This window comes from Amycolatopsis sp. PSD-21 (genome assembly GCF_055561455.1).
The window spans coordinates 2360950-2382548 of record NZ_CM145712.1; the positions used below are offsets into that span (position 1 = coordinate 2360950).

A 21599-nucleotide genomic window follows, 5' to 3' on the forward strand; every position below is an offset into this window, starting at 1 on the left:
TCGTTTACCGCTCGAGGAGAATACGTTGAAGAGCACCGTCGAGCAGCTCAGCCCGACGCGAGTCAAGATCAATGTCGAGGTGCCGTTCGACGAGCTCAAGCCGAACTTCGACCGCGCCTACCGCAAGATCGCCCAGCAGGTGCGCATCCCCGGCTTCCGCCCGGGCAAGGCGCCGGCTCGCGTGCTGGAAAGCCGGATCGGGCGAGCCCCGGTGCTCGACGAGGTCGTCAACGAGGTCATTCCGGCCAAGTACATGGAGGCCGTGCGCGCGGGCGAGGTCCGCACGCTGGGCCAGCCCGAGTTCGAGGTGACCAAGCTGGAGGACCGTGAGGTCCTCGAGTTCACCGCCGAAGTCGACATCCGCCCGGAGATCTCGCTGCCCGACCTCGAGGGCTTCTCGGTCAGCGTCGACGACGTCGAACTGACCGACGCCGAGGTCGACGAGCAGCTCGACGAGCTGCGCGCCCGGTTCGGCACGCTCACCGGTGTCGACCGCCCGGCCGAGAACGGCGACTTCGTCTCGATCGACCTCGCGGCCACCGTCGACGGCCAGGAGGTCGAGGAGGCCTCGACCACCGGCCTGTCCTACGAGATCGGCTCCGGCCAGCTCGTCGACGGCATCGACGAGGCGATCATCGGCGCGAACGCGGGCGAGACCAAGACCTTCACCACGAAGCTGGTCGCCGGCGAGCACACCGGCAAGGACGCCGACGTCACCGTCACCGTGCAGACCATCAAGCAGCGCGAGCTGCCCGAGGCGGACGACGAGTTCGCCCAGATGGCGAGCGAGTTCGACACGATCGACGAGCTGAAGGCCGACCTTCGCGAGCGCCTCGGCCGCGTCAAGAAGATGCAGCAGGGCGTCCAGGCCCGCGACAAGGTCCTCGAGGAACTGCTCGAGCGCACCGAGGTCGCGATCCCGGAGAAGGTCCTCGAGGCCGAGATCGAGAACCGCAAGCACGACGCGATCCACCCCTTCGACCACGACGAGGCGCAGTTCGCGAAGGCGCTCGAGGCCGAAGGCCGCACGATCGAGGAGTTCGACACCGAGGTCCGCGAGGAGTCGGAGAAGGCGGTCCGCACGCAGCTGCTGCTGGACAGCATCGCCGACGCCGAGCAGACGTCGGTCAACGACGGCGAGCTCACCGAGCGCATCATCTACCAGGCGCAGCGCTTCGGCGTCAGCCCGGACGAGTACGTCCAGCGGGCGCAGCAGTCCGGTCAGCTGACCGCGATCTACGCCGACGTCCGTCGCGGCAAGGCGCTGGCCTCGGTGGTCCGCAAGACCACCGTGACCGACGCCTCCGGTGCCACGGTCGACCTCGAAGAGCTCTTCGGCCCCGCAGCCGAGGAGACGCAGGTCACCGAGGAACCCGCGAAGACTGCGGCCGAGTAGGGAATATCCGGTCCGCTCGAAACGGACCGTAAAGCTGTAAGCGAACTTGGGCGGTGTCAGGCATTCTGCACCGCCCAAGTTCGTTAGGGTCGGTTGCAAGATCCTCAAGCATCTGGACATACGCGGCGGCGAACGTTCCACCCGCCGCCGTCGGCGAAAAGGCAGGCATGACGTGACGCAGCACACGCCCCAGGCGCGGACCGGTACCGCAGGGCTCAACCTCACCGACTCGGTCTTCGAGCGGTTGCTCCAGGAGCGCATCGTCGTCCTCGGCTCCGAGGTCAACGACGAGGTCGCCAACCGGATCACCGCCCAGTTGTTGCTGCTCGACGCAGACGACTCCGAGTCGGACATCCGCTTCTACATCAACTCGCCCGGTGGCTCGGTCACCGCGGGTTTCGCGATCTACGACACCATGCAGCTGATCCGCCCGGACGTCGCGACCTACGCGATGGGCCTCGCCGCGTCGATGGGGCAGTTCCTGCTCTCGTCCGGCACGCCCGGCAAGCGGTACGCGCTGCAGCACGCGCGCATCCTCATGCACCAGCCCTCGGCGGGTGTCGGCGGCACGGCCTCCGACATCGCCATCCAGGCCGAGGTGTTCGGCAAGTGGAAGCAGGAGCTGGCCCGGATCACCGCCGAGCAGACCGGCCAGACGGTCGAGCAGATCGTCAAGGACGGCGACCGCGACCGCTGGTTCACCGCGCAGGAGGCGAAGGACTACGGCTTCGTGGACCAGGTCCTCACTCGTGAGAACCCGCTTCCCAACAGCTGATCCGCGCCTCGCACACAGGAGAATCCAATGAGCAACTTCCAGCTTCCGAACGGGTCGCAGGCGCCCGGGATGCAGTCGCGGCTCCAGCTGCCGCAATCGCGGTACGTCCTGCCCTCGTACGTCGAGCGCACGAGCTACGGCATCAAGGAATCGAACCCGTACAACAAGCTGTACGAAGAGCGTCAGATCATGCTCGGCGTGCAGATCGACGACGCGTCGGCGAACGACGTCATGGTCCAGCTGCTGCACCTCGAGCACGAGGACCCGGACCGCGACATCATGATCCTGATCAACTCGCCCGGTGGTTCCTTCACCGCGCTGATGGCGATCTACGACACGATGCAGTACGTCCGCCCCGACATCGTCACGATGTGCATCGGCCAGGCCGCTTCGGCCGCCGCGGTGCTGCTGGCCGCGGGCACCCCCGGCAAGCGGTTCACCCTGCCGAACTCGCGCGTGCTGATCCACCAGCCCGCCACCGAGGGCACCTACGGGCAGGTCTCGGACCTGGAGATCCAGGCCAACGAGATCCAGCGGGTGCGGCGCCAGATGGAGGTCATCCTGGCGAAGCACACGAACAAGGACGCCGACGAGGTCAAGAAGGACATCGAGCGCGACAAGATCCTGACGGCCGACGAGGCCAAGGCGTACGGGATCGTCGACGAGGTGCTCGAGTACCGCAAGGCTTCGAGCAGCTGATCGTGGGAGGGGACCGGTGCGTGTCGGGAGACGACACGCACCGGATCCCTGGTCTATGGTCAGCTTCTGGCGTGCTCAGATGTGACGTTGGTTCTCCCGCCGACGGCATCGGGCGGGTACCGTCAGTGGCAGTGTGTGAGGCTCCGAGCGGTCATCCGTGACCGGGGCGGTAAGACAGTCAGGCGCGTATCGCGCCGGAGGGGACGAGGTCAACGGCCATGGCACGGATCGGTGACGGCGGCGACCTGCTGAAATGTTCTTTCTGCGGCAAGAGCCAGAAGCAGGTGAAGAAGCTCATTGCCGGCCCCGGGGTCTACATCTGCGATGAGTGCATCGATCTCTGCAACGAGATCATCGAAGAGGAACTGGCCGAGGCCGGTGAGGTCAAGCTCGACGAGCTGCCCAAACCCGCCGAGATCCACGAGTTCCTCGAGCAGTACATCATCGGCCAGGACGACGCGAAGCGATCGCTGGCCGTGGCGGTGTACAACCACTACAAGCGTGTGCAGTCCGACGACAAGGCCGGGCCGAAGGATTCCAAGGACGAGACCGTCGAGCTGGCGAAGTCCAACATCCTGATGCTCGGGCCGACGGGCTGCGGCAAGACCTACCTGGCCCAGACCCTGGCGAAGATGCTGAACGTCCCGTTCGCGATCGCGGACGCCACGGCGCTCACCGAAGCCGGGTACGTGGGCGAGGACGTCGAGAACATCCTGCTCAAGCTGATCCAGGCGGCGGACTACGACGTCAAGCGCGCCGAGACGGGCATCATCTACATCGACGAGGTCGACAAGATCGCCCGGAAGTCGGAGAACCCGTCGATCACCCGCGACGTGTCCGGCGAAGGCGTGCAGCAGGCGCTGCTGAAGATCCTCGAGGGCACCACCGCGTCGGTGCCGCCGCAGGGCGGCCGCAAGCACCCGCACCAGGAGTTCATCCAGATCGACACGACGAACGTGCTGTTCATCGTGGCCGGCGCGTTCGCCGGGCTGGAGAAGATCATCAACGAGCGGGTCGGCAAGCGCGGCCTCGGTTTCGGCGCGGAGATCCGCACCAAGGCCGAGATCGACGAGAGCGACATCTTCTCCGACACCATGCCGGAGGACCTGATCAAGTTCGGGCTGATCCCGGAGTTCATCGGCCGTCTCCCGGTCGTCGCGACGGTGACCCACCTCGACAAGGAGTCGCTGGTCAGCATCCTGACCACGCCGCGCAACGCGCTGGTGAAGCAGTACAAGAAGCTCTTCGAGATGGACAACGTCGAGCTGGAGTTCACCAAGACCGCGCTCGAGGCCATCGCCGACCAGGCCGTGCTCCGCGGCACCGGCGCCCGCGGCCTGCGCGCGATCATGGAAGAGGTCCTGCAGCCGGTCATGTACGACATCCCCAGCCGCGACGACGTCGCGAAGGTCGTCATCACCGAGCAGACCGTCCGCGAGAACGTGAACCCGACGATCGTGGCACGTCAGCCGTCACGCCGTCGCAGCAGCGAACGCGGCGAGAAGTCCGCCTAGCGAACGCACTTTTGCCATCGATGCCCCGGCCGGATCCCTCCGGCCGGGGCATCGGTTTCTCCGGCCCGGTCCGGCCGGTGACCGGACCGGGATAGGATGAGAAGGTGCCGCTGACTCCCACGAAGGACGAGAACGAGGCTCCCGAGCTGGCAGCCGCGAGTCCACGCGAGGTCAGGGGACTCGTCGAGCTCACCGAACGCATCGTCGTCGGGGCCTACCGCGGGCATCCGTGGATCCCGCGCGCGCTGACGATCGCGCTGGGCGTGCTGGTGGGCACCTGCCTGGTGGCCGGGGTCGTCCGCCTGTCGCCACTGCCGCTGATCCCGCTGCCGTTCTTCGCCGTTTCGGCGTACGCGCTCATCCGGATCAAGGGGGCGCGGAGCGCGGAGGCGAACCAGTCGCTCGTCGCCTGGACCGGGCTGTTCACCGGTGCGACGCTCGCCGGATTCTGGCTGATCTCGATGGCGGGACGCTGGCTCGGCTGATCGCCCCGCACACATTTCCGGATTTCCCTCCGTTAGCAGGGTTTCAGAATCCCCTGGACGGGGTAAGACGAGTCCGTGACAGTCACCGCTGGGCCCTTCTCCCACGTGGGCCTGCTCTACTCCGGTGACACCGAGTACCTGGACGGTACGATTCCGTACATCCTGGAGGGGTTGAAGCACGACGAGCCCGTGGCGGTGGCCGTGCCGGGCCGGAATCTGGCCCTGATCGAAGCGGCGCTGGGGGAGTCCGCCGCCGAGGTCGAGCTCATCGACATGAGCGAAGCCGGCCGGAATCCGGGCCGCATCCTCCCCGGTGTGCTGCTCGCGTTCGCGGACAACCGGCCGGGGCCGGTCCGGATCATCGGCGAGCCGATCTGGGCGGGCCGTTCGGCCGTCGAGTACCCGGCGTGCGCGCAGCACGAGGCACTGATCAACTTCGCCTTCGGCGACCGCGACCTCAGCATCCTGTGCCCGTACGACCGCACCCGGCTCGAAGACGACGTCCTCGCCGACGCGGAGCGGACCCACCCCACCCTTTCCGGCGCCGACGGGGATCGCCCGAGCCCGGGCTACGCGCCCGACGCGGTCGTCGAGAAGTACAACCTGCCGCTGCCCGAGCCGCGGTCGGCCGACGCGTTCCGCTTCGACCTCGGCACGCTCGCCGCGGTGCGCCGGTTCGCGCAGGTCCGGGCCGAAGAGAGCGGGCTCGCCAGGGAACGGGTGGAGGATCTCGTGCTCGCCGTGGCGGAACTGTCCGCCAACAGCGTGCTGCACGGTTCCGGGCACGGTGTCGTGCGGGTCTGGCGCGAAGAGGGCCACGTGCTCTGCGAGGTCGTCGACGAAGGCACCTTGAGCGATCCGCTGGCGGGCCGCCGTCCCGCATCGCCGGGACAGCTGGGCGGACGCGGCCTGGTACTGGTGAACCAGGTCGCCGATCTGGTCCGGCAGTACCTCAGGCCGGGTTCGACCGTGACCAGGATCTACTTCCGCGTCTGAGCTCAAGCGTGCTTCGGGACGTGCTTGCCGAGGAACGCGATCAGGCTCGGCACGACCGTGCGGTTGAACGTGTCGCCGTGCTTGCCGCGCGCGGTGTGCGCGACCGTTGGCCGCGCTTCGGAGATGAACTTCCGCACCCCGCCGATGAACGGGTCTTCGGTCCCGCACCAGATACCGGTCGGCACGCTCTTGGTGACATGGATGTGGCGCAACGGATCCAGCGAACCCCAGTCGGCGGCGTCGCGGAACGCGCGCCGTTTGCTCATCTCGGCCCACGACGTGATCAGCGCGGGCGCGAGCGCCGCGACCGCGGCGGGCGGACGACGGCGTTCCAGACGGCGCCGGGTGTACAGCAGCGCGCCGAAGCCGCCCATCGAAAGCCCCGTGGCGGCGAACGGCTGCCCGTCCCGGCCGCCGAGGCCGCGGGCGGCCAGCCAGCGGGGGACCTCTTCGAGCAGCATCGCCATCGGGTTGTCCCCGGGCTGGTTCTCGTGCCAGTAGTGGTCACCGCCGTCGACGGCGACGAACCCGAACGGCGGCACCGCCTTGCGGGCGACCTCGCTGCCGAGCTGCTTGAGCAGCCCGGTGGGGGCCGCGTGGCGCGCGGTGCCGTGGAGGCCGTGCAGCATCAGCGACATCGGCAGGCCCTTGGGCGGGGCCTTGGTCGGCAGCATGAGCACGAGATCGACCTCGCGGCCGCGGGCTTCGGAGTAGACGCGTTCGACGCGGGGGCTGCCCAGCTGCGTGGCCGGCGTCGGCGACGCGACACCGAGCGCCCGCTGGAGCGCTTCGCTGAACGGCAGGGCTCCGGTGGCCGTTCCGGCGGCGAGCCCGGCGACTCCGAGACCGGAGGCGCCCGCGATCAGCACGGACCGACGGCTCAGCCACCGGCGGGCGCCGTCCACCCCCGGCAGCGTCGTGTGCCCCTGGTCGTCCTCGTTCACCGATCCCCGTTCCCGCTCCCCATTCCCCCGCGGTTTCTTTCCGGCCGAGGGTTTCCACCAGGTCAGACGCGCGTTTCCGCTCGAAGGTTGCACGATTCACCGACCTGTGACCGGGGTATCGCCGGATCAGGTGCCGATGTTTCCCTCTTTCGCGCGCCACGCCTCGATCGAGACCCGCGCGGACCGCGTCGCCGCCTCGTAAGTGTCGCCGAGACCCACGCCGATCGCGGTGGCCAGGGGAATCAGGATGTGGTCCACACCATTCTCGCCGTCGCCGAAATGCCCGGCGACCTCCAGCGTGATGTAGCCGTGCACGGCGCTCCAGAGCTGGGCGGCGACCTCGAATTCGGGGGTGGGACGGAACCGTCCTGCGTCGATCACCCGTTTCGCGGCGCGGACGAGATAGCCGAAGGCCTCGATGCCCTCTTCGCTGGCGTTCTGGCGGGTCTCCTCCTTGGTCATGTCGCCCAGCGCCGCCTTCTGCCCACTGGGCTGGCTCTGGCCGAAGGTGACCGCGTAGAGCTGTGGGTTGTCCACCACGGTCCGCCGGTAGGCCAGCGCCAGGGTGAGGATGTCGGCGACCGGGTCGTTGGTCTCCTCGACCTCGCCCAGATTCGCCGACAGCCGCCGGAAGCCCTCGCGCGCGACCTCGTTCACCAAGGCGCCCATCCCGCCGAAGTGGGTGTACACGGCCATGGTCGACGCACCGATCTCGGCCGCCAGCTTGCGGGCCTGGAGCGCCTCCGGGCCGCCGTCCGAGAGCAGCCGGATCGCCGCCTCGATCAGCTTGGCCTTGACCTCGGCGGCGGAGGGTTTCGATGCCATGCTTGCCAGTATCCCATAACCCTGTTATAAATGAATGCATAACATCGTTATTCCGCCGGTAGGGGGCCAGTGATGGGCAACAAGTTCCTCGAGGGCAACTTCGCCCCGGTCAGCCGTGAGCACACGATCACCGAACTGAGCGTCACCGGGCACATCCCGGAGTACCTGGACGGCCGCTACCTCCGGAACGGGCCGAACCCGCTGTCCGAAGTGGACCCGGCGACCTACCACTGGTTCATGGGCGACGGCATGGTGCACGGCGTCCGGCTGCGGGACGGCCGCGCCGAGTGGTACCGCAACCGCTGGGTGCGCAACCCGCGGTTGTCCGCGGAGCTGGGCGAACGCTGGGAAGGAGGGGTGGCCGCCGGCCTGGGGGCCAACACGAACGTGATCGGCCACGCGGGCAAAACGCTCGCGCTGATCGAGGGCGGCGCCACCAGCTTCGAGCTGACCGACGAACTCGACACCGTCGGCGCCTGCGACTTCGACGGCACGCTTCCCGGCGGTTACACCGCACACCCGAAGCGCGATCCGGAGACCGGTGAGCTGCACGCCGTGTCGTACTTCTTCGGCTCGGGCAACAAGGTCCAGTACTCGGTGATCGACGTCAATGGCCGGGCGCGCCGCACGGTCGACGTCGAGGTCACCGGTTCGCCGATGATGCACGACTTCTCCCTGACCGAGAAGCACGTCGTGTTCTACGACCTCCCGGTCGCCTTCGACAGCGACCAGGCCGTCGCGGCCTCCGTCCCGTCGGTCCTGCGCACGCCCGCGCGGCTCGTGATGTCCGCGCTGGTGGGCAAGGTGAAGGTGCCGGATCCCTTCGGGGCGAAGCTGCGTCAGCGGATCTCGGGCAACGCGGGCCTGCCGTACCGCTGGAACCCGAAGTACCCGGCGCGGATCGGGGTCATGCCGCGCGACGGCGGCAACGGCGACGTCCGCTGGTTCGAGATCGAGCCGTGCTACGTCTTCCACCCGATGAACGCCTACGACGACGGCGACGACATCGTGCTGGACGTCGTCCGCCACCCGAAGATGTTCGACACCGAACTGCTCGGGCCCGCCGAGGGGCCGCCGACCCTGGACCGCTGGACGATCGACCTGAGTGCCGGCAAGGTCGTCGAGGAACGCCTCGACGACCAGGGGCAGGAGTTCCCGCGCGTCGACGAGCGTCTGGTGGGGCGGCGGCACCGCTTCGGCTACTCGGTGTCCACAAAGGACGGATCGGCGTCCTCGGGGTCGCTGCTCAAACACGACCTGTGGAACCGTTCGGTCGCTTCGCGGGAATTCGGCGCGGGCAGCCAGGTGGGGGAATTCGTCTTCGTGCCGTCCTCTGTGGACGCGGGGGAGGACGAAGGTGTGCTGATGGGTTTCGTCTACGACGCCGCGACGCAGAAGAGCGATCTGACCATTTTGGACGCGGGGACGCTGGAGACCGTCGGTGCCGTGCACCTGCCGGACCGGGTGCCGAACGGCTTCCACGGCAACTGGGTGGCCGCCGAGTAGAGGGCTCTCGTGAGTGGCGACGACGGTTCTAGCCAGGTTGTGGAGGTGGTGTCGCGAAAGCCACTTTCGGGACATCAGACGTCGCCAAAGTGGCTTTCGCGACACGGTCGCCGGCGCGGCGCCGGACCGGGCCAAGGCCGACGTTGCGAAAGCCACTTTCGCAACCTTCAACGTTGCGAAAGTGGCTTTCGCAACTCCCCGGCCAAGTCCAGCACCCAGCAGGACACGAAACCCCGGTACCGAGTGGGCCGGGTCTCGTTTGGACGACACGCGTGATCAGGTGGACGACACGCGTGATCCGGCGGACGACACGACCACGGCCGCGAGCCGTCCGTCCGATCACGCGTGTCGTCCGTACGAACACACGGCTGGTCCCAAAGCGTCCTTCAGCCCCCGAGGCCGAGCACCCGCTGTTCCCCGCTGTAGAGGTTCATGCTGTCGCCGCGCAGGAAACCGATGAGGGTCATGCCGTTCTCGTCGGCCAGTTCCGCGGCCAGCGACGACGGCGCGGAGACCGCCGCCAGCAGCCCGATCCCGGCCATGGCGGCCTTCTGCACCAGTTCGAACGAGGCGCGGCCGGACACCAGGAGCCCGACGTCCGCCGCGGGGATCCGGCCCTCCTGCAGCGCCCAGCCGAGCACCTTGTCGACGGCGTTGTGCCTGCCGACGTCCTCGCGGACGACGGCGAGGTTCCCGTCTCCGTCGAACAGGGCGGCCGCGTGCAGCCCGCCCGTGCTGGAGAACACCTTCTGGTGTGCGCGAAGCGTGTCCGGGAGCTTCGCCAGCACGTCGGTGCTCACCGTGAACTCGGACTTCTCCGGCGAAAACCGGCTTTTCAGCTTCACCGCGTCGAGCGCGGCCTTGCCGCAGACACCGCACGAGGACGTGGTGTAGAAGTTCCGCTCGACACCGGTCTCCGGCGGAGCGACCCCTTCGGCCAGCGCGATGTCCAGGACGTTGTAGGTGTTGCGGCCCTGGTCGTCGACGCCGTCGCAGTACCGCGCGACCGCGACGTCCTCACGCGAGGTGAGCACACCCTCCGACAGCAGGAACCCGTGCGCCAGCTCCACGTCGTTGCCGGGCGTCCGCATGGTGACCGCGAGTGCCTTGCCGCCGACACGGATCTCCAGCGGTTCTTCGGCCGCGAGCACGTCGGGCCGCCGCACGTCCTTGGTCGCGGAGATCTTCCGCACCGGACGCCGCACTGTCACCCTGCCCACTTGTCCACCCTTCTGACCGGTTATTCGACACTCGGATACTGCAACGTCGGGAATTAAGTAATACATTCCCAGTGCACATCCTCAGAGTACGGAGGCGCCGGATGGCTGTCGGCTTCCTGGACCGTTCCCGCATCGTCGCATCGCCGGGCTGGAGCCGCTGGCTGGTGCCGCCCGCCGCGCTCGCCGTCCACCTGTCGATCGGGCAGGCGTACGCGTGGAGCGTCTTCAAACCGCCGCTGGAGAAGACCCTCGGGCTCAGCGGCACGGAGAGCGCGCTGCCGTTCCAGCTCGGCATCGTGATGCTAGGGCTGTCGGCGGCGTTCGGCGGGACGCTGGTCGAACGCAACGGGCCGCGCTGGGCGATGTTCGTCTCGATGGTCTGTTTCAGCTCGGGTTTCCTGCTGTCCGCGCTCGGCGTGGCGACGTCGCAGTACTGGCTCGTCGTCCTCGGCTGGGGCGGGATCGGCGGCATCGGGCTCGGGATCGGCTACATCTCGCCGGTGTCGACGCTGATCAAATGGTTCCCGGACCGGCCGGGGATGGCCACCGGGATCGCCATCATGGGCTTCGGCGGCGGTGCGCTGATCGCCTCCCCGTGGTCTTCACAGATGCTGGGCGCGGCGCCGTGGTCCATCGGGACCGTCGCGACGGCCTTCCTCGTGCACGGCCTGGTCTACGCGGTCTTCATGACCCTCGGCATCCTGCTGGTCCGCGTTCCCGCCGACGGCTGGAAGCCGGCGGGCTGGGAACCCAAGACCGACCACGGCAACGCGATGATCACCACCGCGAACGTGTCGGCGCGCAACGCCATCAGGACGCCGCAGTTCTGGCTGCTCTGGGTGGTCCTGTGCTTCAACGTGACCGCGGGCATCGGCATCCTGGAGAAGGCGTCGCCGATGATCGCGGACTTCTTCCGCGAGACCTCGACCCCGGTCGGCACCGCCGCCGCGGCCGGGTTCGTCGCGTTGCTCTCACTGACCAACATGCTCGGCCGGTTCGTCTGGTCGTCCACTTCGGACCTGGTGGGGCGCAAGAACATCTACCGGCTGTACCTCGGCGTCGGCGCCCTGCTGTACCTAGTGATCGCGCTGACCACCAACGCGTCGAAGCTCGTGTTCGTCCTGTGCGCCATGCTGATCCTGTCGTTCTACGGCGGCGGTTTCGCGACCGTGCCGGCGTATCTGAAGGACCTTTTCGGCACCTACCAGGTGGGCGCGATCCACGGCAGGCTGCTGACCGCGTGGTCGATGGCCGGTGTGCTCGGGCCGCTCATCGTCAACGCCATCGCCGACAGCCAGAAGGCGGCGGGCAAGGTCGGCCCCGACCTCTACTCGACGTCGCTGATCATCATGATCGGCCTGCTGGTGGTCGGCTTCGTCGCCAACGAACTGGTGCGCCCCGTCAACCCGAAGTTCCACGAGCCGGCGCCGTCCGGCGAGCCCGCGAGGAGTGAGGCCCGATGACCGATCAGGCTCCCGAACGCCGCCGCACCGGGCTGATGGTCTTCGCCTGGCTGTGGGTCGCGCTCCCGTTCGCCTACGGTGTCTACGAACTGTTCCGCAAGGTGGTCCAGCTTTTCGGCGGCTGAGTAAGGTCGGCTCGTGGGAGTTCTGGTCACCGGGGCGTCGCGCGGCATCGGCCGTGCGATCGCCCGAGCCTTCGCGGAAAAGGGCGACCGTGTCGCCGTCCACTACGCCTCGAAGCGGGAGGACGCCGAGCGGACCCTCGGCGAACTGCCCGGTTCCGGGCACGGCCTGGTCCAGGGCGACCTCTCGGATCCCGAGGTGGCGCGGCGGGTCGCCGACGAGGCCGAGGCGCTGGTGGGCGGGGTCGACGTCCTGGTGAACAACGCCGCCTTCGCGCCGTCCGCGTCGTCGGCCCATCCGGTCGCCGAAGTGTCCTATGAGGACTGGCAGCGGGCCTGGCGGCGGATGCTCGACGTCAACGTGCTCGGCACCGCGAACGTGACCTACTGCGTGGCCCGGCACATGATCGAGCGCGGCGTGCCCGGCCGCGTGGTCAACATCGGCTCGCGGGGCGCCTTCAAGGGCGAGCCCGAGTTCCCCGCGTACGGCGCGAGCAAGGCCGCGGTGCACTCGCTCGGGCAATCGCTCTCGGTCGCCCTCGGCCCGCACGGGATCGCAGTGACCACCGTCGCGCCCGGCTTCACCGCCACGGACCGGGTCGCGGCGAAGGTCGAAGGGGCGCGCGGCGAGAGCCCGTTCGGCCGGGTCGGCACGCCGGAGGAGGTCGCGGCCGCGGTGCTCTACCTCGCTTCCGCCGAGGCCGCGTGGGCGTCCGGCGCGATCCTCGATCTGAACGGCGCCTCGTATCTGCGGATGTGAACTGGATCACGAATGCAGCGCTGAAGGCTTTCCGCGCGTCTATGGAACGTGCACAAGCTGGGGAAGGTCCTGGTCGCCGCGCTGGCGGTGGCGGTGTTCGGCGGGACCGCGTACGGATACACGACGCTGGAGTCGCTCGAAGGCGTCACGCGTGAAGACGTGATCGAGGCGCCGGACCCGGGAGAGCAGCCCGCCGACGGCTCGCTGGACATCCTCCTGGTCGGCCGCGACGCGCGGACCGACAACCAGGACCGGCCGCTTCCGCCGGAGATCCTGCGCGAGCTGCGCGCCGGGGCGAACGGCGACGACCTGACCGACACGCTCATCGTGCTCCGCATCCCCAACGGGCAGCAGGCGGTGAAGGCGTTCTCGATCCCGCGGGACTCATGGGTCGCGCAGCCGGGCTCGAAGGACAAGAGCAAGATCAACGAGATCTTCGGCCGGACCAAGTTCGCCTCGGCGAACGAGCAGCGCGCGGCGGGCAAGACCGACAAGGCCGAGATCAACAAACAGGCGATCACCGCCGCGCGGAAGGCGACCCTGAAGGCGGTCGAGGAGCTCAGCGGCGTCAAGATCGACCACTTCGCCGAGGTCAACCTGCTGAGCTTCTACGAGATCAGCAAGGCGGTCGGCGGGGTCGAGGTCTGCCTGAACAAGGCCACCAAGGACCGCGATTCGGGCGCGGACTTCCCGGCCGGGCGGCAGACGATCCAGGGGGCCGACGCGCTCGCCTTCGTCCGCCAGCGCAAGAACCTCCCCCGCAGCGACCTCGACCGCGTCCGCCGTCAGCAGGTGTTCCTCGCGGGACTGGCGCAGAAGGTGCTGTCCGGCGGGACCCTCGCCAACCCGGCGCGCGTGTCCGACCTGATCGACGCGGTGAAGCGTTCGGTGGTGCTCGACGGTTCGTGGGACCTGCTCGACTTCGTCCGGCAGATGCGCGGGGTGTCCGGCGGCGGTATCGCGTTCGAGACGATCCCGGTGGTCAACCCCGACTACCGCTACGACCCCCGGCATCCGACCTGGACCGCCGTGCAGGTGGATCCCGTCCAGGTGCGCGCCTTCGCCGCTTCGCTGATCGGCGCGCAGCCCGCGACCCCGCAGGCTCCGGCCGGCCCCAAGGTCGACGTCGTCAACGCGAGCGGCAAGGACGGTCTCGCCGCCCGCGTCTCGGATCTCTTGGCGGAGAAGGGTTACGGCAAGGGCGACACGAAGGCCGAGGCCGGGCGGCGGACGTCGGTCGTCCGGTACAGCGACGCGGCCGGACCCGCGGCGGAGATCGCGAAACTGCTCGGCGGACTGGACGTCCAGAAAGCAGATTCGGTCGCCGCGGGCCAGGTCGAGGTCGTTCTCGGTCAGGTCTACAAAGGACCGGGCGTGTCCGCGGGCGGGGGAGCGCCCGCCCAGGGTGATCAGCCGATCACCCCGGACACCGCGGGCTGCATCGACTGATGCTCAGCCCGGCGGGACCTTGCCGTTCTTGGCCACCGGAAGGCCGAGCTGGGTCGGCTCGGTGATGACGACCTCCTCACTGGGAAGCCGCGCCAACACCGGGTTCAGGTGGGTCAGTTTCAGCGTGACCGGACCGACGACGCTGGGCGCGGTGCTGACGTCCGCCTTCGCCAGATCCAGCCACTGGACGGTGCCGAGCACCTCCGGCGGGATCTCGTCACCGCGTTTGGCCACCGGGACGCACAACTGCCGCGCGTTGCCGACCTTGACGTCCGTCTTCGGCCGGCCGGCCAGCACCGGGTTGAGATGGCCCAGTGTCAGCGGGAACGGGATGGTGGGGATACCGAGGACGCGCAGGGCGTAGCACTCGAGGTCGATGTGCCGCACGAACGACAGGATCTCCGGCGGCGGCAGCGTCCCGTTCTTCGCGACGGGGACGCACAACTGCTCCGGCGACAACATCGTGACGTGTGCGTCCTGGATACCGAGCTTCTGTACGACGGGGTTCAGCTGGCTCAGCGTCAGCGGGAAGTCGGCCGCGCGGCCTTCGATCCGGTAGCAGGACAGATCCACCCAGCGGACGTAGTCGAGGATTCCCGGCGGCGGGATCGCGCCGTTCTTCGCGACCGGTACGCAAAGCTGCTGGCGTTCGCCCAGCTTGACCGTCTCCGACGGCAATTTCGCGAGGACTGGGTTGAGGTGCGTGAGGGTGAGCTCCACCGGCGGCGGTTTGTAGCCCTCGGTCCGGTAGCAGGACAGGTCGAGCTGGGAGACGAAGGGCAGCGGCGGCGGTGCGCCCGGAGCGGCGGTGGCCGCGCCGGGCAGTACCGCGACGAGCAGGAGCGAGGCCAGGGCGGCGAAGCAACGCAGAGCCGATCTTCGTGACATGGCAAGGCCTTTCCGCGAAGTGGGTCGGTCACTTCACGGTGGACCCGGCCCGTCCCGCCCGACACCGCCGACCGGGCGGCCTAAGGTGCGGTCACCGGCTCCAACCGCACCACGATCGCCTTCGACACCGGCGTGTTCGACTTGTCGGCCACCGAATCCAGCGGCACCAACGCGTTCGCCTCGGGGAAATACGCCGCAGCGCAGCCCTTCGCCGTCGGATAGGAGACCACGCGGAACCGCGGGGCCCGGCGGTCGCCGTCCCGCCATTCCGAGACCAGGTCGACCATCGCGCCGTCGGTGAGCCCGAGCGAAACCAGGTCCTCGGGGTTCACCAGCACCACGCGCCGCGCGTCCTCGATCCCGCGGTAACGGTCGGAAAGACCGTAGATGGTGGTGTTGTACTGGTCGTGGCTGCGCATCGTCTGCAGCAGCAGCCTGCCTTCGGGCACCTCGGGATACTCGAGCTCGGAGACGGTGAAGTTCGCCTTGCCGTTGGCGGTCCCGTTGAACTGCCGCGAATCACGCGGCGCGTGCGGCAGGACGAACCCGTCCGGCTCGCGCACCCGGGCGTTGTAGTCGTGGCAGCCAGGGACGACGCGGGCGATCCGGTCGCGGATGAGGTCGTAGTCGGCGTGGAAGTCCCGCCACGGCACGGCGTGCCCGGCGCCGAGCAGGGCCTCCGCGAGATGGCAGATGATGGCGACCTCGGACAGCAGGTGCTCACTGGCCGGCGCCAGCCTGCCGCGCGAGGTGTGCACCTGCGACATCGAGTCCTCGACGGTGACGAACTGCTCGCCGCCCGCCTGGACGTCGCGTTCCGTGCGGCCGAGGGTGGGCAGGATCAGCGCGGTCTTGCCGGGGACGACGTGCGACCGGTTGAGCTTCGTCGACACGTGCGCGGTCAGCGAACAGGACTTGAGCGCCTTCTCGGTCAGCTCCGTGTCCGGGGTGGCGGAAGCGAAGTTGCCGCCGACGGCGAAGAAGACCTTGCCCTCGCCGTCCCGCATCGCGCGGATCGCGGCGACGGTGTCGTAACCGTGGTCGCGCGGGACCTTGATGCCGAACTCGGCGTCGAGACTGTCCATAAAGGACTCCGGCATCTTCTCCCAGATGCCCATCGTCCGGTCGCCCTGGACGTTGGAGTGCCCGCGAACCGGGCACAGACCCGCGCCCGGTTCGCCGATCATGCCGCGCACCAGCGCCAGGTTCGCGATCTCGGAGATCGTCTGCACGGCGTGCTTGTGCTGGGTCAGGCCCATCGCCCAGCAGTAGATGGTCCGCTTCGAGGTCGCGATCATCCGCGCGAGCCGCTCGATCTGCTCCCGCGGCAGGCCGGTCGCGGCGCCGACCTCGGTCCAGTCGATCTCGCGCAGATGCTTCGCGTAGTCCTCGAACCCCTCGGTGGACGACTCGACGAACGCGCGGTCGACGATCGTGCCGGGAGTCTCCTGCTCCCATTTCAGCAGCAGATGACCGATCGCCTGGAACAGCGCGAGGTCGCCGCCGAGCCGGATCTGCGCGAACTCGTCGGCCAGCGGGGTGCCCTTGCCGACCACACCGCGGACGTTCTGCGGGTTCTTGAACCGCATCAGACCGGCTTCGGGCAGCGGGTTGACCGCCATGATCTTCGCGCCGTTGCCCTTGGCCTCCTCCAGCGCGGACAGCATCCGCGGGTGGTTGGTGCCCGGGTTCTGGCCGACCACCACGATCAGATCCGCCTTGTGGATGTCGGCGAGCGACACCGACCCCTTGCCGATCCCGGTCGTGGCCGCGAGCGCCGCGCCGGAGGACTCGTGGCACATGTTGGAGCAGTCGGGAAGGTTGTTGGTGCCGAAGGAGCGCACGAGCAGCTGGTAGAGGAACGCGGCCTCGTTGCTGGTGCGGCCGGAGGTGTAGAAGATCGCCTCGTTCGGGTCACTCAGTGCCCGCAGTTCGTCCGCGACCAGCGTGAACGCGTCGTCCCAGGAGATCGGCTCGTAGTGCGAAGCCCCTTCGCGCAGCACGAACGGCTCGGTGATGCGGCCCTGCTGGCCGAGCCAGTAGTCCGTCTTGTCCGCCAGCTCGTGGATGGAGTGCGCGGCGAAGAACTCGCGGCCGACGCGACGCTTCGTCGCCTCCTCGGCGACGGCCTTCGCGCCGTTCTCGCAGAACTCCGCGAGCTTGCGGTGCTCACCGTCGACCTCGCGCGGCTCCGGCCAGGCGCACCCGGGGCAGTCGAAGCCGTCGCGCTGGTTCAGCAGGCGCAGCGTCTTCACCGTGCGCGCGGCGCCCATCTGTTCCATGCCGCGCATCAGGGAGACGGCGACCCCGGGGATCCCGGCCGCCCAGCTCTTCGGTTTCCCGACTTCGAGCTGTGTCTCGTCAACGTCGTTCGCGGGTGCTTCGCGGGTCATGACCCCATCGTGCGCCTTGCCGCTCCGGCGCGCGACCGAGGGGGTCAGGCGTCGGTGACGATCCGGGCGATCTGCTTTTCGTCGAGCGGGAACCAGGGCGTCTCGTTGACGCCGCGTTCCTGCACCGCGTTCACCGTCACCGCGGCCACGACCAGCACGATCAGGGCGACGATCGCGGCGACGCCGGGCCAGCGGCTCGACCCCGGCGCGTGGTAGCCGCCACCGGAGGCCGCCGCCTTGCGCTGCCTGCGGCGCTTCTTCTTGAGCTCCTTCTTCGCGCCGAGCCAGGCGTCCAGTTCGGCGTGCTTCTGCCAGTTCGGGTCGACCAGGTCCGGGTGGGTCTCGATCCGCCGGTCTTCTTCGTCCATCTCTGTCCTCTTCCCCAGGGTTTCTGGCCGGCTAACCGCAGTTGCCTGTCGACGGCAGAGGTTTCGTCGGGTCGTAGGTGTCCACTTCGTCGACCGCGAGCGCTCCGTCGACGGGTTTGCTCTTGTCAGAGTACTGGGGCGCGAGGATGCCGGCCTTGAGCGCGTCACACGCCATGTGCGAGTGGTAGCCCGCTCCTTCGCCGAAGCTGAGCCCGGCGTCGGCCTCGGCGAAGGGCGGCGCCTTGCGGATCACGTAGTCCTGTTCGTCGCGGACGAACGGGACGATGTCCGACGGCGACCGGGCCTCGCCCGGATGCGCGTCGAAGGCGTACGCGGTCGTGTAACTCGCGTGAACGACCAGTTCGCCCTTTTCGCCGGCTTTCGATGTCAGGAAGCCGGTCATGCGCGGGCTCACCGGGAGCAGGCGGTGCGGGCCGATGAGAGTCAGGTACTTGCCTTTTTCGACCTTAAGCCGGCTGGTGAGCACCGGTTCGAGCCGGACGCGTTCGTTCGGGGTGAGCAGGCGGAGCAGTTCCGAGCCGTCCGCGTTCTGCAGTGCCCGGGAACCCAGCCTGGCCGCAGCGATGGCCTCCGTCACGGTCCGGTACGCCGCGTCGACCTCCTCGGCGGTGAAGCCGCCGACGGCATTCCCTGGCGGCACGACGATCCCCGCGATGCCTTCGCGCCAGTACGCGGCGGGGGTGCGGTCGTAAGGCCGGTTCAGGTCGACCCCGCCGGACACCGGCGCGGCCTTCGGTGGCTGCCCGAAGCCGGGGACGTCGTTGACGCCGCGTCCCTGTACCCGGTGCACGACGACCGCCGCGACCACGAGCGCGATCAGCGCCAGGACGAGGACGGGACCGCCGGACACCCGGAAACCGCGGCGCGACGCCTGCTTCCGCCGCTTCTTGAGGTCTTTCTTCGCGCCGAGCCAGGCGTCCACTTCCGCGTGCTCGCGCCAGTCCGGATCCATCAGATCCGGATGCGTCTCCAACCGCCGGTCTTCCAAGAGCCCGCCCCTCCCCAGTGCGTCACGACAACCCCTCATCGGCTGGGAACGCCGGGCGTTACGGCCGGTGAGGAACTCGATGGAGAGGGTTCGTAGACTTGTCAACTGTGACCGAGAACGCCCAGCCGCAGCAGACCGACCTTCCGGGTACCTGGAACCCGGCCGACGAAGAAGCCTCGCTCTACCAGCGTTGGGTAGACGCCGGCTACTTCACGGCCGACCCCACGTCGGACAAGCCGCCGTTCACGGTAGTCATCCCGCCCCCGAACGTGACCGGTTCGCTGCACATCGGGCACGCGTTCGAGCACACCCTGATCGACGCCATCACCCGCTACCACCGCATGCTCGGCGACGAGACGCTGTACCTGCCGGGCATGGACCACGCGAGCATCGCGGTCCACGCGCTGGTCGAGAAGCAGCTCCGCGCCGAGGGCACCAGCCGCCGCGAGCTCGGCCGCGAGGCTTTCGTGGAGCGCGTCTGGCAGTGGAAGAACGAGCACGGCGGCAAGATCCTCGCCCAGATGAAGCGCCTCGGCGAGGGCGTCGACTGGACCCGTGAGCGGTTCACCATGGACGACGGCCTGTCCAAGGCCGTCAACACGATCTTCAAGAAGCTCTACGACGACGGTCTGATCTACCGCGCCGAGCGGCTGGTCAACTGGTCGCCGGAGCTGCGGTCGGTGCTGTCCGACGCCGAGGTGAAGCACGAAGAGGTCGAGGGCGAGCTCGTCTCGATGCGCTACGGCGACGGCGAGAACGCGATCGTCGTGGCGACCACCCGGATGGAGACGATGCTCGGCGACACCGCCGTCGCGGTCCACCCGGACGACGAGCGCTACACGCACCTCATCGGTACCGAGGTCGAGCTTCCGCTGACCGGGCGCAAGATCCCGATCGTCGCGGACAAGCACGTCGACCCGGAGTTCGGCACCGGTGCGGTCAAGGTGACGCCCGCCCACGACCCGAACGACTTCGAGATCGGCCAGCGGCACGACCTGCCGATGATCACGATCATGGACGAGCAGGGCCGGATCGACGGCACCGGCACCGAGTTCGACGGCATGGACCGCTTCGAGGCCCGTGTCGCGGTGCGGGAGAAGCTGCGCGAGCAGGGCCGCATCGTCGCCGAGAAGCGCCCGTACCTGCACAGCGTCGGGCACTCCGAGCGGTCCAAGGAGCCGATCGAGCCGCGGCTTTCGCTGCAGTGGTTCGTCAAGGTCGGCCCGCTCGCGAAGGCCGCCGGAGACGCGGTGCGCGACGGACGCGTGAACGTCCACCCGGCGGAGATGGAGAAGCGCTACTTCGACTGGGTCGACAACCTGCACGACTGGTGCATCTCGCGTCAGCTGTGGTGGGGCCACCGCATCCCGGTCTGGTACGGCCCGAACGACGAGGTCGTCTGCGTCGGACCGGACGAGGAGCCGCCTTCGGGCGAGGGCTGGACCCAGGACCCGGACGTCCTCGACACCTGGTTCTCGTCGGGCCTGTGGCCGTTCTCCACCCTCGGCTGGCCGGAGAAGACCCCGGACCTGAACAAGTTCTATCCGACGTCGGTGCTGGTCACCGGCTACGACATCCTGTTCTTCTGGGTCGTGCGGATGATGATGTTCGGGCTCTACGCCACCGGCGAGGCGCCGTTCAAGACCATCGCGCTGCACGGCATGGTCCGCGACCAGTTCGGCAAGAAGATGTCGAAGACCGCGGGCAACGGCGTCGACCCCATCGAGTGGATGGACTCCTACGGCACCGACGCGCTGCGGTTCACCCTCACGCGGGGAGCGAACCCGGGCACCGACGTGCCGATCGGCGAAGAGTGGGTCGCGGGCTCCCGGAACTTCACCACGAAGCTCTGGAACGCCACCAAGTTCGCGATGATGAACGGCGCGGACGCGAACGCCCCGCTGCCCCCGGCCGCCGAGCTCACCGAGGCCGACCGCTGGATCCTCGGCAGGCTCGGCAACGTCGTCGACGAGGTCACCGGTTACCTGGCGGACTACCAGTTCGCGAAGGCCACCGACACGCTCTACCAGTTCACCTGGACCGAGCTGTGCGACTGGTACCTGGAGCTGTCGAAGGTCCAGGTCTTCCAGGGTGACGAGGCCCGCGTGACGGCGACGCGCGCGGTGCTGGGGCACGTGTTCGACACGGTGCTGAAGCTGCTGCACCCGTTCATCCCGTTCATCACCGAGAAGCTGTGGACGGCGCTGACCGGCCGTGAGTCGCTGGTGGTCGCCCCGTGGCCGGTGGCCGACGCCTCGTACGCCGACCCCGTGGCGGACAAGCGGATCGCGGACGTGCAGAAGCTGGTCACCGAGGTCCGCCGGTTCCGCGCGGACCAGGGCCTCAAGCCCAGCCAGAAGGTGGCCGCGCGGCTGTCCGGCGACGGTTTCGCCGAGCTCACCGGGCACGACGAGCCGATCCGTTCGCTGGTCCGGCTCACCCAGCCCGAGGACGGCTTCGCGCCGAGCGCGTCGCTCGAGGTCGGCCTGTCGGCCGGTGTGGTGACCGTCGAGCTGGACCTGTCCGGCACGATCGACGTCGCCGCCGAGCGCAAGCGCCTGCAGAAGGACCTCGGCGCGGCGGAGAAGGAACTGGCGCAGGCCGAGGCCAAGCTCGGCAACCAGGCCTTCATCGATAAGGCGCCGGAGCCGGTGATCGGCAAGATCCGGGCCCGCAAGGAGACCGCGGTCGCCGATATCGAGCGCATCAACGCCCGGTTGGCGACGCTGCCCGCCTCCTGATCTCGTGAGTGGTAAGGACGGTTCTAACCGTCCTTACCACTCACGA

Annotated in this window: 19 protein-coding genes; 12 read left to right on the forward strand and 7 right to left on the reverse strand. The window is 68.5% G+C overall.

Features of this window, described 5'->3' with window-relative positions:
• The first annotated feature begins 25 nt into the window (after window positions 1-25).
• The 6 genes from tig to ACZ1DY_RS11515 all read left to right on the forward strand — a co-directional run bounded on the left by tig (window position 26) and on the right by ACZ1DY_RS11515 (window position 5865).
• Complete coding sequence (gene tig / locus ACZ1DY_RS11490) at window positions 26-1396, forward strand: trigger factor (RefSeq protein ID WP_125676316.1); 1371 nt, start codon at window positions 26-28, stop codon at window positions 1394-1396.
• Window positions 1397-1568: 172 nt separating this feature from the next.
• Window positions 1569-2171: a ClpP family protease gene (locus ACZ1DY_RS11495; protein WP_016332353.1), complete on the forward strand. Its 603-nt coding sequence runs from the start codon at window positions 1569-1571 to the stop codon at window positions 2169-2171.
• Between the two features lie 27 nt (window positions 2172-2198).
• Window positions 2199-2870 carry an ATP-dependent Clp protease proteolytic subunit gene (locus ACZ1DY_RS11500; RefSeq protein ID WP_005158392.1) on the forward strand — a complete coding sequence of 224 codons (672 nt, stop codon included), beginning with the start codon at window positions 2199-2201 and terminating at the stop codon, window positions 2868-2870.
• A 218-nt stretch (window positions 2871-3088) separates the two neighbouring features.
• Window positions 3089-4384: an ATP-dependent Clp protease ATP-binding subunit ClpX gene (clpX, locus tag ACZ1DY_RS11505; RefSeq protein ID WP_257488325.1), complete on the forward strand. Its 1296-nt coding sequence runs from the start codon at window positions 3089-3091 to the stop codon at window positions 4382-4384.
• Window positions 4385-4488: 104 nt separating this feature from the next.
• Window positions 4489-4869 carry a hypothetical protein gene (locus ACZ1DY_RS11510; RefSeq protein ID WP_465484313.1) on the forward strand — a complete coding sequence of 127 codons (381 nt, stop codon included), beginning with the start codon at window positions 4489-4491 and terminating at the stop codon, window positions 4867-4869.
• Window positions 4870-4944: 75 nt separating this feature from the next.
• Entirely contained in the window at window positions 4945-5865 is a 921-nt protein-coding gene (locus ACZ1DY_RS11515; protein WP_465484314.1) for an anti-sigma factor RsbA family regulatory protein, read from the forward strand.
• A gap of 2 nt (window positions 5866-5867) precedes the next feature.
• Here the strand turns inward: ACZ1DY_RS11515 and ACZ1DY_RS11520 are convergent, their stop codons facing one another.
• Both ACZ1DY_RS11520 and ACZ1DY_RS11525 read right to left on the reverse strand, forming a co-directional pair.
• On the reverse strand, window positions 5868-6809 hold the full coding sequence (locus ACZ1DY_RS11520) for an alpha/beta hydrolase-fold protein (RefSeq protein WP_126729764.1): 942 nt from the start codon (window positions 6807-6809) through the stop codon (window positions 5868-5870).
• A 126-nt stretch (window positions 6810-6935) separates the two neighbouring features.
• Complete coding sequence (locus ACZ1DY_RS11525; RefSeq protein WP_465484315.1) at window positions 6936-7634, reverse strand: TetR/AcrR family transcriptional regulator; 699 nt, start codon at window positions 7632-7634, stop codon at window positions 6936-6938.
• A 72-nt stretch (window positions 7635-7706) separates the two neighbouring features.
• Here ACZ1DY_RS11525 and ACZ1DY_RS11530 point away from each other — a divergent pair, with 72 nt between their 5' ends.
• A complete protein-coding gene (locus tag ACZ1DY_RS11530) occupies window positions 7707-9140 on the forward strand; it encodes a carotenoid oxygenase family protein (RefSeq protein WP_465484316.1) in 1434 nt (477 codons plus the stop codon).
• 386 nt (window positions 9141-9526) lie between these two features.
• Here the strand turns inward: ACZ1DY_RS11530 and fdhD are convergent, their stop codons facing one another.
• A complete protein-coding gene (gene fdhD, locus ACZ1DY_RS11535) occupies window positions 9527-10360 on the reverse strand; it encodes a formate dehydrogenase accessory sulfurtransferase FdhD (RefSeq protein ID WP_465484317.1) in 834 nt (277 codons plus the stop codon).
• 101 nt (window positions 10361-10461) lie between these two features.
• Here fdhD and ACZ1DY_RS11540 point away from each other — a divergent pair, with 101 nt between their 5' ends.
• Genes ACZ1DY_RS11540 through ACZ1DY_RS11555 form a run of 4 tightly spaced genes read left to right on the forward strand, consistent with a single transcriptional unit; the run spans window position 10462 to window position 14154 of the window.
• A complete protein-coding gene (locus ACZ1DY_RS11540) occupies window positions 10462-11823 on the forward strand; it encodes an L-lactate MFS transporter (RefSeq protein WP_465484318.1) in 1362 nt (453 codons plus the stop codon).
• Entirely contained in the window at window positions 11820-11948 is a 129-nt protein-coding gene (locus ACZ1DY_RS11545; protein WP_321182988.1) for an MFS transporter small subunit, read from the forward strand. Before ACZ1DY_RS11540 ends, ACZ1DY_RS11545 begins: the two co-directional genes overlap by 4 nt.
• A gap of 13 nt (window positions 11949-11961) precedes the next feature.
• A complete protein-coding gene (locus tag ACZ1DY_RS11550) occupies window positions 11962-12705 on the forward strand; it encodes an SDR family NAD(P)-dependent oxidoreductase (protein WP_465484319.1) in 744 nt (247 codons plus the stop codon).
• A gap of 48 nt (window positions 12706-12753) precedes the next feature.
• Window positions 12754-14154 (forward strand): LCP family protein, encoded by a 1401-nt coding sequence (locus tag ACZ1DY_RS11555; protein WP_257488317.1) that lies wholly within the window; start codon window positions 12754-12756, stop codon window positions 14152-14154.
• Window positions 14155-14157: 3 nt separating this feature from the next.
• Here ACZ1DY_RS11555 and ACZ1DY_RS11560 read toward each other — a convergent pair whose 3' ends face one another.
• The 4 genes from ACZ1DY_RS11560 to ACZ1DY_RS11575 form a co-directional block, all read right to left on the reverse strand.
• On the reverse strand, window positions 14158-15042 hold the full coding sequence (locus ACZ1DY_RS11560) for a hypothetical protein (protein ID WP_465484320.1): 885 nt from the start codon (window positions 15040-15042) through the stop codon (window positions 14158-14160).
• Between the two features lie 80 nt (window positions 15043-15122).
• Window positions 15123-17435, reverse strand: coding sequence for an FdhF/YdeP family oxidoreductase (locus ACZ1DY_RS11565; RefSeq protein ID WP_465484321.1), 2313 nt, complete (start codon window positions 17433-17435; stop codon window positions 15123-15125).
• A gap of 44 nt (window positions 17436-17479) precedes the next feature.
• Entirely contained in the window at window positions 17480-17803 is a 324-nt protein-coding gene (locus ACZ1DY_RS11570) for a hypothetical protein (RefSeq protein WP_465484322.1), read from the reverse strand.
• Between the two features lie 31 nt (window positions 17804-17834).
• Window positions 17835-18812: a hypothetical protein gene (locus ACZ1DY_RS11575; protein WP_465484323.1), complete on the reverse strand. Its 978-nt coding sequence runs from the start codon at window positions 18810-18812 to the stop codon at window positions 17835-17837.
• Between the two features lie 107 nt (window positions 18813-18919).
• Here ACZ1DY_RS11575 and ACZ1DY_RS11580 point away from each other — a divergent pair, with 107 nt between their 5' ends.
• Window positions 18920-21553, forward strand: coding sequence for a valine--tRNA ligase (locus tag ACZ1DY_RS11580; RefSeq protein ID WP_465484324.1), 2634 nt, complete (start codon window positions 18920-18922; stop codon window positions 21551-21553).
• Window positions 21554-21599: the final 46 nt, after the last annotated feature.

What these genes read in the sequence shown, in the direction of transcription:
- ACZ1DY_RS11545 (WP_321182988.1), top strand. Translation starts at nt 11,820, where the DNA reads ATGACCGATCAGGCTCCCGAACGCCGCCGCACCGGGCTGATGGTCTTC.
- ACZ1DY_RS11565 (WP_465484321.1), bottom strand. Translation starts at nt 17,435, where the DNA reads ATGACCCGCGAAGCACCCGCGAACGACGTTGACGAGACACAGCTCGAA.
- ACZ1DY_RS11500 (WP_005158392.1), top strand. Translation starts at nt 2,199, where the DNA reads ATGAGCAACTTCCAGCTTCCGAACGGGTCGCAGGCGCCCGGGATGCAG.
- ACZ1DY_RS11570 (WP_465484322.1), bottom strand. Translation starts at nt 17,803, where the DNA reads ATGGACGAAGAAGACCGGCGGATCGAGACCCACCCGGACCTGGTCGAC.
- ACZ1DY_RS11530 (WP_465484316.1), top strand. Translation starts at nt 7,707, where the DNA reads ATGGGCAACAAGTTCCTCGAGGGCAACTTCGCCCCGGTCAGCCGTGAG.
- ACZ1DY_RS11525 (WP_465484315.1), bottom strand. Translation starts at nt 7,634, where the DNA reads ATGGCATCGAAACCCTCCGCCGCCGAGGTCAAGGCCAAGCTGATCGAG.
- ACZ1DY_RS11540 (WP_465484318.1), top strand. Translation starts at nt 10,462, where the DNA reads ATGGCTGTCGGCTTCCTGGACCGTTCCCGCATCGTCGCATCGCCGGGC.
- clpX (WP_257488325.1), top strand. Translation starts at nt 3,089, where the DNA reads ATGGCACGGATCGGTGACGGCGGCGACCTGCTGAAATGTTCTTTCTGC.
- ACZ1DY_RS11560 (WP_465484320.1), bottom strand. Translation starts at nt 15,042, where the DNA reads ATGTCACGAAGATCGGCTCTGCGTTGCTTCGCCGCCCTGGCCTCGCTC.